We start from the raw sequence: 13,611 nt of genomic DNA, 5'->3' as shown, positions 1-13,611 counted from the left end.
CAGTCTCACGTAGCTTTACGCACGACCCGCGCATTCGTATACGGTCTGCCCGCGCAGACGGAAATCCCGACTGATGTAGGTGAAGTTCTCGGAATGGCCCGCAAACAGCAGGCCGCCCGGCTTGAGCAGCGGAACAAAGCGCTCAAGGATCTTCGCCTGGGTCGGTTTATCGAAATAGATCATCACGTTGCGGCAGAAGATCACATCGAACTTTTCGCTGATCGGCCAGGACGGCGCCAGCAGGTTCAAGGTTTCGTACCGCACCATGTCCGCGATCTCGGGCCGCACCCGCACCTGGCCCTCGTTGGCGCCGCGGCCTTTCAGGAAGAACCGTTTGAGCCGGCTGTCTTCCATCTTGGCCACGCGTTCGGCCGGATAGACCGCCGTGCGCGCCCGATTCAGCACATTGGTGTCGATGTCGGTCGCCAGCACCGAGCAGCCGCTGGCCCGGGCGCCCAGCGCCTCGGCCAGGGTGATGGCGATGGAATACGGCTCTTCGCCGGTCGACGCCGCACAGCACCACACCGATACCGGGCCGCCGCGCTTTTGCGCGAAATCGGCCAGGATCGGGAAATGATGCGATTCGCGGAAAAACGCCGTCAGGTTGGTCGTCAAGGCGTTGACGAAGTCTTCCCATTCGGCCGCGTCGGGCTCGTTTTCAAGCTGGTCCAGGTAACTGCCGAAGTCCTGCCGGCCCAGCGCCCGCAGGCGCCGCGCCAAGCGGCTGTAGACCATTTCGCGCTTGTGCGTGCCCAGCGAAATGCCGGCACGCGCGTGGATCATCTTGCGCACGCGGGTGAAATCCGCGTCGCGAAAATCGAATTGGCGGTCCACCGAAATGGACGGCGCCGTGTTTGCTGCTGTCGCCACCACTGCCCTCAGTGTCCAAGGGCAAGCGCATCGGGCGCTTGCAACCGCGAATCATCCCCAGGCGCCGTGCGCCCCGCGGACAGCCGGTGCGCCGGCACTTCGATGACTTCGCCCGCATTGATCTTGAAGACGGCCACGGCCTCGGCCAGGCGCTGCGCCTGTTCCTGCAGCGAGCCGGCCGCGGCAGCGGCTTCTTCCACCAGCGCCGCGTTCTGCTGCGTCACTTCGTCCATCTGCGACACCGCGCGGTTCACCTGGTCGATGCCGCTGGACTGCTCTTCGGACGCTGCCGAGATCTCGCCCATGATGTCCGTCACGCGCTTCACCGACGCCACGATTTCCTGCATCGTGGCACCCGCACGTTCGACCTGCTGCGAACCGGCGCCCACCTTGGTCACCGAGTCCTCGATCAGGCCCTTGATTTCCTTGGCCGCCTGGGCGCTGCGCTGGGCCAGCGAGCGCACTTCGCCCGCCACCACCGCAAAACCCTTGCCCTGCTCGCCGGCACGGGCCGCTTCCACGGCCGCGTTCAGCGCCAGGATGTTGGTCTGGAAGGCGATGCCGTCAATGACCGACACGATTTCCGAGATCTTGCGCGAGCTGGCCGAAATGCCCTGCATGGTGTTGACCACTTCGGCCACGGCAGAGCCGCCGCGCTCGGCCACGTCCGACGCGCTCGCGGCCAGCTGGTTGGCCTGGCGGGCGTTGTCGGCGTTCTGCTTCACGGTCGAGGCCAGCTCTTCCATCGAGGCCGCGGTTTCTTCCAGCGAGGCCGCCTGCTGCTCGGTGCGGCTGGACAGGTCCGTATTGCCGGCCGCAATCTCGTGCGAACCGACGTTGATTTCGTCCACGCCACGGCGCACCGACGCCACCGTGCGAGTCAGGCTTTCCTGCATGCGCTTGAGCGCGGCGAACAGCTGGCCGATCTCGTTGGTGTTGCGGGCGTCGACGCGGGCGGTCAGGTCGCCGCCGGCAATGCGGTCAAAGTGATGGCCGGCTTCCTTCAGCGGCTGCAGCACACGGCGGCGCAGGAACACGTAAGTGGCGAACACCAGCAGCGCAGCGATCACACCGCCGGCGCTGACGGCGAGCAGCACGAATTGGTAGCGCACCTGCGCCACTTCATGGGCGTCCAGCATTTTGCTGGCGCGCCAGAAATCAAATCCTTCGACGGCGCGGGCGAAACGCCCTTCCAGCGCGTCCTGCACCTTCTGCACCTGCGCCTGGTAGGCCGGCATGTCGGCCTTTTCCAACGCGGCGGTCAGCGGCGTCAACCCTTGCTGGACCAGCGCGGTGTACGAATCCTCGACCTCTTTCAACGACTCGGCCGCTTCCGGGGGCTTGGGCAGCGTCTTGAAGAAATCGAATTCGGCCTGGCCCTTGTTCATCGATGCCTTGGCGCGCTCCAGCAGGCCGGCGGCCTCGCTGGACAGGCCTTGCGTCAAGAGCGTGGGCTGGCCAACGCTGCGCACGATGTCGGCGTAGTTCGCCGCGGCCGAGCGGCCCAGGCCGTTCAGCGTGTCCTTATAGCTGGACACGACGCGGCCTACCGCGTCGTCCAGTTCCTGCGATTGCTTGATTTCGGCCAGGGTGCCGTTGCTGATGCGCAGCGACAGCACGCCGAGCGCCGCTCCAATCACCAACATGAATGAGAAGAACGCCAGCACCCACAACAGGCTGCTGCGTATCGTCATGTTCGCGAAAAACTTGCGCATCACAAGAACCACTCCTGACTGCCATCGTTAAGGAAAGCGCCATATTGGTTCAATATGGCGCGCTCATCTCACTGGATTGCAACCGCTCCGATCAGGAGGCGGCCTTCTCCACCAATGCCATTTCGTCGCTGGTCATCATCTTTTCGATGTCGACCAGGATCAGCATGCGTTCGTCGACCGTGCCCAGGCCCGTCAGGTATTCCGTGGACAGCGTGGCCCCGAACTCTGGGGCCGGACGGATCTGGCCGGCGTTCAGCATCAGCACGTCCGACACGCCGTCGACCACGATGCCGACGACGCGGCGATCCAGGTTCAGGATGATGACGACGGTCTGCTCGTTATATTCGACGCTGCCCAGGTTGAACTTGATGCGCAGGTCCACGATCGGCACGATGATGCCGCGCAGGTTGGTCACGCCCTTGATGAACGGCGGGACGTTGGCGATGCGGGTCACCGTGTCGGCGTCGTAGCCGCGGATTTCCTGCACCTTCAGGATGTCGATGCCGTACTCTTCGTCGCCCAGCGTAAACACCAGGAACTCGTTGCCGACATCTTCATTGCGCGCGGCTTGCGCTTGCGGTTTGGCTGCCATGGGGCTATTTCTCCATCAATTCAGAATGGCTTCGGGCTGCGACCAACGCTCACGGTTGGCGCGCGCAAGCGCAAATACGTCGACGATCAACGCCACGCTGCCATCGCCCAGGATGGTGGCGGCGGAGATGCCGGGGACCTTGCGGTAGTTCGATTCCAGGTTCTTGACCACCACCTGGTGCTGGCCGATCAGGTGATCCACCAGCAGCGCGAAACGGCGGTCTTCGGCCTGCATGATGACCGCGATGGCCTGGGTCGGGTCGGTCTGCGCCGAGCCGACCGAGAACACGCGGTGCATTTCCACCAGCGGCAGGTATTCGCCGCGCACATGCATCACGCGCTCGTTGCCGGCCACGGAATAGATCTGGTCGTTGGTCGGTTGCAGCGATTCGGTCACGTGGTTCAGCGGCAGGATGAAGGTTTCTTCGCCCACCCGCACCGACATGCCGTCCAGGATCGCCAGCGTCAGCGGCAGCACGATGCGCGTGGTGGTGCCGTTGCCCGGCTCGCACGACAGCTGCACGTGGCCGCCCATGTCCTGGATGTTGCGTCGCACCACGTCCATGCCCACGCCGCGTCCCGAGATATCGGTGACCTTTTCGGCGGTGGAAAAACCGGGCGCGAAGATCAGCTGCCAGATTTCGTCGTCCGGCGAATTCTCATTGACCGGCAGACCCTGGGCCATGGCCTTCTTCAGGATCTTCTCGCGATTCAGGCCGGCGCCGTCGTCACTGACTTCGATGACGATGTTGCCGCCGTTGTGCTGGGCCGACAGCACCAGCTGGCCAACCGGGTCCTTGCCTGCGGCGACCCGCTTTTCAGGCGTCTCGATGCCGTGGTCCAGGCTGTTGCGCACCAGGTGGGTCAGCGGATCGATGATGCGTTCGATCAGGCTCTTGTCCAGCTCGGTGGCACGGCCATAGGTCTGCAGTTCGATCTGCTTGCCCATCTTGCCGGCAATGTCGCGCACCAGGCGCGGAAAGCGGCTGAACACGTAGTCCATCGGCATCATGCGGATGGACATCACGGCTTCCTGCAGGTCGCGCGCGTTGCGTTCGAGCTGTTCCATGCCGTTGAGCAGGCGATCGTGCAGCACCGGGTCCAGCGTCGACGCGGTCTGCGCCAGCATGGCCTGGGTGATCACCAGTTCGCCGACCAGGTTGATCACCTGGTCGACTTTTTCCACGCCCACGCGGATCGAGGTCGATTCCTTGTCGGCATGGGCGGGCGCGGCGGCGCGGCTGGTGCGAGCGGCCTGCGAGATGGCTTCGGCCGCCGCGGCGGATTCGGCCACGGCCGGCGCGGCGGCTTGCGGGGCAGCTTCGACCGGGGCCACAGCCTCCGGGGCGGCCGCGACCGGCTCGGCAACCGCCGGCACCGCCACGGCAGGCGCGGCCTCACGGGCGATGTTCAGTTGGTCGGCATCGACGATGAAGCAGCACACCGCTTCGATATCGTCCGGCGTGCAGGTGCTGTCGACCCACACGGTCAGCACGCCATTGGCGCGCTCGCTGGCCTTGACCTGGCCCAGGTTGCCCATTTCTTCCAGCAACGACTCGGCGTCCTTGTCGGACACCTTGGTGATGCGCACGCGCAACGGCAGGCCGGCGCTGTCGGCGGCCGGAGCGGCCTCGGCCACCGGTTCGGGCGCAACCTGCACCGGCGCGGGCACGGGCGTCGCGACGGGCGCTGCAACGGGGGCCGGAGCGGGCGCCGCGGCGGCGGGGTCCTTCTGCTCCAGGGCGAGCTGCCTCAAGACCGCGCAGATGCGTTCAAACACGGCTTCATCGGGCTCTTCGGAGGCCCGGTAGGCATCCAGTTGGCTTTTGAGCACGTCTTTCGTTTCCAAGAAAATATCAATCATGTCCGTGCGCAGCGCCATTTCGCCGCGACGGATCGCGTCCAGCAGGTTTTCCAGCAGATGGGTCGTGCCCGCCAGCTGCGTGAAGCAGCCGAACGTGGCCGCGCCGCCCTTGATCGAGTGGGCTGCGCGGAAAATGGCATTGAGCTGCTCGATGTCGGGCGCACCCACGTCGAGCTCGAGCAGAAGCTGCTCCATTTGCGCGAGCAGCTCGTCTGCCTCGTCGAAAAAGGTCTCGTAAAACTGACTGAGATCCAAACCAGAACTCATGACCCGTACGCCTTCATAAATGAACTTGCTTACGCGCCGGACTGCTCGTCGAGCAATTCGGACGCCAATTCCACCAGCACATCGGGGTCGACCGGCTTGGAAAGCCAGCCACAAACGCCCAGATCCCGAGCGGCCATCTTGCTATCCACATCGTCTTCGGTGGTCAGCACCAGCACCGGTACGTCCAGGTACTGGTCCTGTTCACGCAAACCCTGGATCAGCTCCAGGCCGCCCATCACGGGCATGTTCCAGTCGCTGACCACGAGGTCCACCGGGTGGCTCTTGGCCATCTCCAGCGCTTCCTGGCCGTTGCCGGCCGTCAGCACCTTCCACCCCGCGCCCGTCAGCGTCGCCTGAACGATCATTCTCATCGTCGCCGAGTCGTCCGCCACCAGAATCGTTGCCGCCATTGCTATCGAGCCCCTTCGGCTTGCGGCGTTGCCGCCGTTTCGCCCTGCTTGGTTGCCGTCGTGGCCTGGGCGGCGGCTTGCACCGCCTCCACGGCCGTTCCAACCTCGCGGGCATCCTTGGCGCTCACGTCCGCAGCGGCGGCGTTCTCGTTTTCGATGCGCCGCTGGGTGCTCTGGTTGAGCACCACTAGGCTGATACGTCTATTAACGGCCGCATACGGATCATCTTTAACCAGGCTCATGCTGGAAGACAGACCCTGGATGCGCATGACCTTGCTTTCGTTCATGCCGCCGGCCACCAATTCCTGGCGCGACGCGTTGGCGCGGTCGGCCGACAGCTCCCAGTTGCTATAGGCGCGCTCGCCCCGGGCGTACTGTGAGGCGTCCGTGTGACCGGAGATGCTGACCTTGTTGGGCAGCTCGTTCAACACCGGCCCCAATTCGCGCAGGATGTCGCGCATATAGGGCTGCACCTCGGCGCGGCCGGTGGCGAACATCGGGCGGTTCTGGTTGTCGATGATCTGGATGCGCAGGCCTTCGGTGGTCAGGTCGATCAGCAATTGGGGCCGGAAGCTTTTCAGGATCGGGCTGTTCTCGATGACGTTTTCCAGCCGCTTCTTGAGGTTTTCCAGGCGGTGCTGGTCGCGGCGTTCGGCGTCGCCCATGGGCTGGGCCTCGACCCGGTTGCCCTGCGCGCGGCGCACATCGCCGTCGTTGCGCAAAGGATCGCGGCCGCCGCCGGGTACGGCGCTGGTTTCGGCCGAACTGCTGGGGCCGCCGGTCAACGCCACGCGCAGCGGCATGCGGAAGTATTCCGCGATGCCCTTCAGTTCTTCGCGCGGCACGATGCTGATCAGCCACATCACCAGGAAAAACGCCATCATCGCGGTGATGAAGTCGGCGTAGGCAATCTTCCAGCTGCCGCCGTGATGTCCGCCGCCGTGGACCTTCTTGCGGCGAATCACCACACGGTGGTTGTTTACCGTGCTCATGGCCCGCTCCGTCAGGCCTTGGCGGTCGACTTGGTCTGCCGGACGTGCTCTTCCAGCTCACCGAAGGTCGGACGCACGGACGAGAACAGCACCTTGCGGCCGAATTCCACCGCCAGTTGCGGCGGGTAGCCGTTCATGCTGGCCAGCAGCGTGGTCTTGATGCATTCCAGCACTTTCATGGCTTCGTCCGAGCGGCGTTCGACGCGCGAGGCCATCGGGCCGACAAAGCCGTAAGCCAGCAAAATGCCCAGGAAGGTGCCGACCATGGCCTTGGAGATCAGGTCGCCCAGGATGGCGGGCGGCTGGTCCACGGCGGCCAGCGCCTTGATCACGCCCAGCACCGCGGCCACGATGCCGAAGGCCGGCAGGCCGTCGGCCATCTGCTTGAGCGCATTGGCAGGCACTTCGCGCTCGTGGCGGTAGGTCTCGATTTCCTCGTCCATGAGCGTTTCGATTTCGAACGAGCTCATGTTGCCGCTGATCATGATGCGCAGGTAGTCCGTGATGAACTCCATGAGCTTGGCGTCTTTGGCGATACGAGGGTATTCACTGAAGATCGGGCTGGACGCCGGATCCTCGATATGCGATTCGATGGCCATGAGGCCTTCGCGCCGCGCCTTGTTCAGCAGCACGTACAGGAGCGCCATCAGCTCCATGTAGACGTCCTTGCCGTAGCGCGAGCTTTTCAGCATGTCGGGCAGCGCGCTCTTGACCAGCATCAAGGACTTCTTGCTGTTGCTGGCCAGGAAGGCGCCGAAGGCGGCGCCAAAGATCAGCGTGAGTTCGAACGGCTGGTAAAGCGCGCCCAAGTGGCCGCCCAGCGCTATGAAGCTGCCGACGACCGACACGATCACCACGAGAAAACCGATAACAATCAACACATCAGGCCCCTGCCAACGAAGTCTAAAACCGGCGTCAATGATCCCCTGTTCCCCCCGACCCAAAAAGGCGGGTTACGGGGAGTTTTCCAGGGCTTTTGATGTATTTGGACACGCCGCTCAAGAGCGGGCGGCGTCCACGGCGGGTGCGGGACGGCTGCCGGCGCGGGCTTTGGCCGCGGCGCGGGTCTTGCCTGCCCGGGGTGGCGGGCGGCAGATCGCGCACACGAAATCCGACTGCGGATCATGGGCGTGCGCAATGAAATGGCCGCCGCACTGGCGGCAGGCGGACAGCTGCAGCATGCCGCTGTCGAAAAAGCGCACCAGCATCCATGCACGCGTGAAGCTCAGCACGGGTTCGGCGGACTCGGCGTTGTCCACGCCGGCGTTTTCGAGGTACAGGCGATACGCGTCGATGATGGCGCGGATGCCTTTGCTGCTGGTGCGTGCATTCAGGAACGAATACACGTTATAGAAGAGCGAAGAATGGATGTTCGGCAGCCAGGTCATGAACCAGTCGACCGAAAACGGCAGCATGCCCTTCGGTGGCGAGCAGCCGCGTATTTCGCGGTACAGGCGTGCCAGGCGGTCGTGGCTCAGGCTGGTTTCAGCCTCGAGCACCTGCAGCCGCGCCCCCAGCGTGATCATGGAGCTGGCAAGCAGGATGTCATCCGCTTCCTGCGAAACGCTCTTGGTGGCCATTACACGTGTCCCAGTGGGGTAGACAGGCCGTCAGGCCAGTTCTTCAACAGGTTGCTTGGCCAGCAGGATCGTCGCGTGCGCTTGCTGCAGCGCGCCGCCCAGCACATCGTGCGTCAGTGCGGACAGCAGGCTGTAGTCGTCGAAACGGAAACGGCACAGGAGCGAACTGGAGCTGGCCAGCTTCACCAGCTGAGCCGGAGAAAGACGCATCAGGATATCGGCAACTTCGTTGCTGAAACCCAAGCGGAACATCGATGCAGCATAGTCATCGCGCAGCATGCGCTGTGCGAGCAATAGATAAGACAGATTCACTTCGCGAATATCTGCCAGCAAAGAATTTTCGACTTGTTGCACGCCCGACTCCCTATTCCCTATCCCACCGAAGGGGCTTGATAACCAAGGACAATTCGCAACATTGTTGCGCCCTGCCCGCTGCATCCTGTTTTAATGCGAAATGTATCATTTGTTCGCAATTTAAGTAAAATTTACCACAGGTCATGTCATTTTCTATGACTTATATGACAAATCTTTGTTGATATTGCGCAACTTGGAAGTTTAGATACACCTTGACATAGAAATTCCTGACAAATCTACGTCAATTTGCCAAATAAGCATTCAAAACGTTGCGTACTTTAAGGAATGAAATAACGGCTTTTGCCGACAATGACACCTTGCCGATCACAGAATCTTGCTAGCTTTAGCGCAGCCGCGCGTTTGTCGACAATGTCGCAAATTGACAACAATCGACGATGCGTCACGATGGACACCGCCCGACATTCCCGCAATGCCCCACGCAGATGACAGCTTGGTCGAATATGCCCCGCTAGTGCGGAAGCTGGCCCTGCAATTGCTCGCCCGGCTGCCGGCCAGCGTCGAACTGGACGACCTGATCCAAGCCGGCATGATCGGCCTTCTGGACGCCGTGCGGCGTTACCAGGAAACCGCTGACGCGCAGTTCGAAACCTACGCCACCACCCGCATCCGCGGCGCCATGCTCGATGAGCTGCGCGGCCAGGACTGGCTGCCGCGCAGCGTGCGCGCCAAGGCCCGCAAGATCGAACAGGCCATCCAGCAACTGGAACAGCGCCTGATGCGCGCCCCCACCGAGGCCGAGATCGCGCAGCAGCTGGACATGCCGCTGAACGAATACCAGACGCTGCTGCACGACGCCCAGGGCGTGCAGATCGTGCACTACGAAGATTTCGCCACCGAGCCCGACGCCGCCTCGGGCCAGACTGACTGGGCCGCCACGCTGAACCACGGCTCGGCTGGCGGCAATCCGCTGGATTCGCTCCTGGCGGGCGATTTCCGCCAGGCGCTCATCCACGCCATCGACACCCTGCCCGACCGCGAAAAGCTGCTGCTGTCGCTGTGCTACGAGCAAGGCCTGAACCTGAAGGAAATCGGCGCGATCATGAACGTGACCGAGGCCCGCGTCTGCCAGCTGCGCTCGCAGGCCACCGCCCGCATCCGCGCCAAGCTGCGCGAGCAGGCCTGGCAGGATTTGCCCCAGGAAGGGCAGATCGCGCAGATCATCTGACCGCGCCAGACGAGCGCCCGGGAATCCCGGGAATTTCGCACCTTGTTCGGGCCATCGGCCCGGCGCCATTGTTGTTAGCCTTGCAGGCTGACACCCCTAGGTGCGCCGGCAGCGGTTAACCGCAAGCCGCGACCGCGACCCCTGGAATTTCGCCATGAATGCACCCGACGTCCTGACGCAGGCCATTTCCGACGCCTACGACGAAACCCCCTACATTTCCCTGCCGTTCTCGTATTCGTCCCCCGGGCACCTGCGCGCGGTCGCCAGCCTGTACAACCTGGACGCGCCGGCGCTGAGCCATGCCCGGGTACTGGAACTGGGTTGCGCCGCCGGCGGCAACCTGCTGCCATTCGCGCTGGCCCACCCCGAGGCCACGATCGTCGGCATCGACCTCTCGCCCCAGCAGATCGATGCCGGCCGACGGGCCGCCGAAGCGGTCGGCGCCCGCAACGTGGATCTGCGGGCCATGAGCCTGACGGACATCACCGCCGAGTTCGGCGTGTTCGACTACATCATCTGCCACGGCGTGTTCAGCTGGGTACCTCCGGAGGTGCGCGAGGCCATCTGGCGCATCTGCCGCGACAACCTCGCCCCGGAGGGTATCGCCTATATCAGCTACAACACCTACCCGGGTTGGAAGGCGTCGGACGTCATCCGCGACGCCATGATCCTGAATACCTTCGGCGCCGAAACGCCGCAGGAAAAGGTGGCCCGGGCCAAGGACATGCTGGAACTGATCGAGGGCGGCCTGTGGCACAACAACCCGCTGCGTTCGGCCCTGCAGCTGGCGGCGCGGCAGTTGCGCGGCCAGACCGACCACTACCTGCTGCATGAATACCTGGAGGCGATCAACACGCCGTGCTACTTCCTGGAATTCGCCGCCGCCGCGCAGCAGGCCGGGCTGGCCTATGTGACCGACGCCGAACCCCAGGTGACGTTCCCGTCCACCTTCGGCGCTGCCGTGGCGGTGGGCTTGAATGGCCTGTCCGTCAACGCCGGCCGCGAAATGCGCGAGCAATACCTGGATTTTGCCGTGGGCCGCTCTTTCCGCAGAAGCTTGCTGGTGCACGCCGAACGCGCTGAAGGCATGCTGGACCAGCCCGAAGGCGGCGCCTTCACCCGCATGCATTTCGCCGCCGACCTGACGGCGCAGCCGGGCCCGACCGGCCAGCGCCAGTACCGCGCCCCGCACGGCGTCATCGATAGCCAGGACGCCTCGATGATCGCCCTGATGGATGCATTGGCGCAGGCCTGGCCGCAATCTCTGCCGTTCGACACCCTGGTCGACGCCGTGCGCCCGCTGGCCCCCGAGACGCCTGCCGACGGCCTGGCAACCATCGTGATCGGCCATCTGGTGGCGCTGGTCCAGGCCAACGCCCTGCACTACCGCCTGGAACCCGCCGCCTATCAGGCAGCGCAATCCAGGCCACGGCTGATTCCGGGCGCCCTTGAGTTGCTACAACAAGTAACCAAGCCCGGATGCCAGGTCGGCATGCACAACCTCTGGCATCACCCTATCACCGCGCCCGCCGACGCCCTGTACCGCTACGCGACCAGCCAGATCGACGGCGAACGCAGCACGACCGAACTACGCACCCTGGTGCGCGACGCGCTGACCTCCGGGCGATACCTCCATCCCACTGGCCAGTCCTATAAAGGCGCCCGCAACCTGGATCCGGTGGCGCAAGAGGTGGTCACCAGCCTTCTGGGCGAGCTGCGCCGCGTCGGCCTGCTGCTGAACTGACCGGCCCGCGGCGGGCCGCCCTGCAGCCAGGCCCGCCGTTTTCCCCCGCTTTCGACAACATATTTACGAATACCAAAAAAAAGCCCTAAAGATTGATTTGCGACTGCCGTAATCCTGGCAACGGAGAAATTCGCAGACGCAAGAACCCGAATTCTTCCCGTTACAACGATGGGCGGCCCCGCTGCCCGGTTTGAAGAAGCCTTTCTCTCTTGGGAGCCTAAACATGGCTGCAGTCATTAACACCAACTACTTGTCGCTCGTTGCTCAGAACAACCTGAACAAGTCGCAATCGTCCCTGGGTACCGCCATCGAACGCCTGTCGTCGGGCCTGCGCATCAACAGCGCCAAGGACGACGCCGCCGGTATGGCCATTGCCAACCGCTTCACCGCGAACGTCAAGGGCCTGACCCAAGCCGCTCGTAACGCCAACGACGGCATCTCGCTGGCCCAGACGACGGAAGGCGCCGCCTCCGAAATCAACACCCACCTGCAGCGCGTTCGCGAACTGACGGTGCAAGCCGGCAACGGCAGCTACTCGCAAGAGCAGCTGAACTCGATGCAAGACGAAATCAACCAACGTCTGTCGGACATCGACCGCATCTCGCAGCAAACCGACTTCAACGGCGTGAAGGTCCTGTCGGCCAACGCCAAGCCCCTGACGCTGCAAGTCGGCGCCAACGACGGCGAAACGATCACCCTGAACCTGTCGGAAATCAGCGTCAAGACGCTGGGTCTGGACGGCTTCAACGTCAACGGCTCGGGCGTGACCCAGAACCGTTCGGCTACCGTGTCCGACCTGCAAGCCGCTGGTGGCGCAACCGTCGCTGCCAACGAATGGCAAGTGACGACCACGCACGCTGCCGCGACCGCTGACCAAGTCTTCGGCAAGCTGCAAGGCGGCAACACCGTCACCGTCGGTACCGGTGCAGGCGCCACGACCTACACGTACGACGCCACCAACAAGAACTTCACGTTCACCGACAAGTCGGCTTCGGACGCCACCGCCATCACGGCCCTGGCCACCTCGCTGCGCCCGGCTACCGGCACCACCACCGGCACCTACACCCACTCGAACGGCTCGGCCACGACCTCGTTCAACGTGGACGCCACGGGCAAGGTCACGGTCGGCGGCCAAGACGCCTACCTGGACGCCGCTGGCAACCTGACCACCAACAACGGTGGTGGCGCGACCGCCGCTACGCTGGATGGCGTTCTGCAAGCTGCTGGCGCCAACACCGGCGCCGCCGGTACGTCGTCGGTCTCGATCGGTGGCAAGACGTACTCCAACACGGGTACCGCTGCTGCCCTGTCGTTCACCAACACCATCGCCTCCGATGCGCTGCTGGCCAACGTCAAGGCTGCCGCCAACTCGTCCGTGACCCTGGGCTCGGGCATCACCAGCGCCACCGTGACGCTCGTGAACGGCGCCTCGAACAACACGTACGTCGACGGCAAGGACGCCTTCACGACCACCAAGAACTACACCACCAACTACCTGGTTGATCCCAACACGGGTAAGGTGACGGTCAAGAGCGGCACGGGCACGGGCGACTACGCTCCCAAGGTCGGCGCCGAAGCCAAGATCAACAGCAGCGGCAAGCTGACGACGGAAGACACCAGCAAGGGCACGCTGACCAGCGACCCGCTGAAGACGCTGGACTCGGCCTTCACGAAGCTGGACAAGCTGACCGGCGAACTGGGCGCTGTGCAAAACCGCCTGGAATCGACGATCGCCAACCTGAACAACGTGGTCAACAACCTGTCCAACGCCCGTTCGCGTATTCAAGACGCCGACTACGCCACGGAAGTGTCGAACATGTCCAAGGCTCAGATCCTGCAACAGGCTGGCACCTCGGTTCTGGCGCAAGCCAACCAAGTGCCGCAAACCGTGCTGTCGCTGCTGCGTTAATTCTCGGCAACAGACCGTACGGCAGGGAGACTCCGGTTTCCCCGTCCGGACAGCCGGCCAAGGTCTTTCGCGCCCTGGCCGGCGCCCCGAAAACCCGCCTCACGGCGGGTTTTTTTCGTTTTGATCCCC

Annotated in this window: 12 protein-coding genes; 3 read left to right on the top strand and 9 right to left on the bottom strand. The window is 63.7% G+C overall.

The window, feature by feature from the left end; translation table 11 throughout:
- Nucleotides 1-15 precede the first annotated feature (15 nt).
- The 9 genes from AC3WMR_RS06130 to flhD all read right to left on the bottom strand — a co-directional run bounded on the left by AC3WMR_RS06130 (nt 16) and on the right by flhD (nt 8,643).
- The gene (locus AC3WMR_RS06130; RefSeq protein ID WP_025138905.1) at nt 16-870 is read right to left on the bottom strand and encodes a CheR family methyltransferase; all 855 of its coding nucleotides are present in this window, start codon (nt 868-870) and stop codon (nt 16-18) included.
- An 8-nt stretch (nt 871-878) separates the two neighbouring features.
- Complete coding sequence (locus AC3WMR_RS06125) at nt 879-2,585, bottom strand: methyl-accepting chemotaxis protein (protein ID WP_492263763.1); 1,707 nt, start codon at nt 2,583-2,585, stop codon at nt 879-881.
- Nucleotides 2,586-2,676: 91 nt separating this feature from the next.
- A complete protein-coding gene (gene cheW / locus AC3WMR_RS06120) occupies nt 2,677-3,177 on the bottom strand; it encodes a chemotaxis protein CheW (RefSeq protein WP_025138907.1) in 501 nt (166 codons plus the stop codon).
- A gap of 15 nt (nt 3,178-3,192) precedes the next feature.
- Nucleotides 3,193-5,307 (bottom strand): chemotaxis protein CheA, encoded by a 2,115-nt coding sequence (gene cheA / locus AC3WMR_RS06115; protein ID WP_492263764.1) that lies wholly within the window; start codon nt 5,305-5,307, stop codon nt 3,193-3,195.
- A 29-nt stretch (nt 5,308-5,336) separates the two neighbouring features.
- Nucleotides 5,337-5,717, bottom strand: a complete 381-nt coding sequence (locus AC3WMR_RS06110) for a response regulator (RefSeq protein ID WP_175193820.1) — start codon at nt 5,715-5,717, stop codon at nt 5,337-5,339.
- 2 nt (nt 5,718-5,719) lie between these two features.
- Nucleotides 5,720-6,709 (bottom strand): flagellar motor protein MotB, encoded by a 990-nt coding sequence (gene motB / locus AC3WMR_RS06105; protein ID WP_492263765.1) that lies wholly within the window; start codon nt 6,707-6,709, stop codon nt 5,720-5,722.
- An 11-nt stretch (nt 6,710-6,720) separates the two neighbouring features.
- Nucleotides 6,721-7,590: a flagellar motor stator protein MotA gene (gene motA / locus AC3WMR_RS06100; protein WP_025138911.1), complete on the bottom strand. Its 870-nt coding sequence runs from the start codon at nt 7,588-7,590 to the stop codon at nt 6,721-6,723.
- Nucleotides 7,591-7,707: 117 nt separating this feature from the next.
- Nucleotides 7,708-8,289, bottom strand: a complete 582-nt coding sequence (flhC, locus tag AC3WMR_RS06095) for a flagellar transcriptional regulator FlhC (protein ID WP_025138912.1) — start codon at nt 8,287-8,289, stop codon at nt 7,708-7,710.
- 30 nt (nt 8,290-8,319) lie between these two features.
- Nucleotides 8,320-8,643, bottom strand: a complete 324-nt coding sequence (flhD, locus tag AC3WMR_RS06090; RefSeq protein WP_006219025.1) for a flagellar transcriptional regulator FlhD — start codon at nt 8,641-8,643, stop codon at nt 8,320-8,322.
- A gap of 430 nt (nt 8,644-9,073) precedes the next feature.
- Between flhD and AC3WMR_RS06085 the strand changes: the two genes are divergently transcribed.
- From AC3WMR_RS06085 to AC3WMR_RS06075, 3 genes are all read left to right on the top strand, one after another.
- Complete coding sequence (locus AC3WMR_RS06085) at nt 9,074-9,829, top strand: RNA polymerase sigma factor FliA (protein ID WP_492263766.1); 756 nt, start codon at nt 9,074-9,076, stop codon at nt 9,827-9,829.
- Between the two features lie 154 nt (nt 9,830-9,983).
- Nucleotides 9,984-11,573 carry a class I SAM-dependent methyltransferase gene (locus tag AC3WMR_RS06080; RefSeq protein WP_199164968.1) on the top strand — a complete coding sequence of 530 codons (1,590 nt, stop codon included), beginning with the start codon at nt 9,984-9,986 and terminating at the stop codon, nt 11,571-11,573.
- Between the two features lie 223 nt (nt 11,574-11,796).
- Nucleotides 11,797-13,482: a flagellin N-terminal helical domain-containing protein gene (locus AC3WMR_RS06075; protein ID WP_492263767.1), complete on the top strand. Its 1,686-nt coding sequence runs from the start codon at nt 11,797-11,799 to the stop codon at nt 13,480-13,482.
- Nucleotides 13,483-13,611: the final 129 nt, after the last annotated feature.

Source organism: Achromobacter sp. FW305-C-28 (assembly GCF_058783235.1).
This window is presented reverse-complemented; position numbering and strand designations above follow the sequence as displayed.

What these genes read in the sequence shown, in the direction of transcription:
- AC3WMR_RS06075 (WP_492263767.1), top strand. Translation starts at nt 11,797, where the DNA reads ATGGCTGCAGTCATTAACACCAACTACTTGTCGCTCGTTGCTCAGAAC.
- cheA (WP_492263764.1), bottom strand. Translation starts at nt 5,307, where the DNA reads ATGAGTTCTGGTTTGGATCTCAGTCAGTTTTACGAGACCTTTTTCGAC.
- AC3WMR_RS06080 (WP_199164968.1), top strand. Translation starts at nt 9,984, where the DNA reads ATGAATGCACCCGACGTCCTGACGCAGGCCATTTCCGACGCCTACGAC.
- cheW (WP_025138907.1), bottom strand. Translation starts at nt 3,177, where the DNA reads ATGGCAGCCAAACCGCAAGCGCAAGCCGCGCGCAATGAAGATGTCGGC.
- motB (WP_492263765.1), bottom strand. Translation starts at nt 6,709, where the DNA reads ATGAGCACGGTAAACAACCACCGTGTGGTGATTCGCCGCAAGAAGGTC.
- AC3WMR_RS06125 (WP_492263763.1), bottom strand. Translation starts at nt 2,585, where the DNA reads ATGCGCAAGTTTTTCGCGAACATGACGATACGCAGCAGCCTGTTGTGG.
- flhC (WP_025138912.1), bottom strand. Translation starts at nt 8,289, where the DNA reads ATGGCCACCAAGAGCGTTTCGCAGGAAGCGGATGACATCCTGCTTGCC.
- AC3WMR_RS06110 (WP_175193820.1), bottom strand. Translation starts at nt 5,717, where the DNA reads ATGGCGGCAACGATTCTGGTGGCGGACGACTCGGCGACGATGAGAATG.
- AC3WMR_RS06085 (WP_492263766.1), top strand. Translation starts at nt 9,074, where the DNA reads ATGCCCCACGCAGATGACAGCTTGGTCGAATATGCCCCGCTAGTGCGG.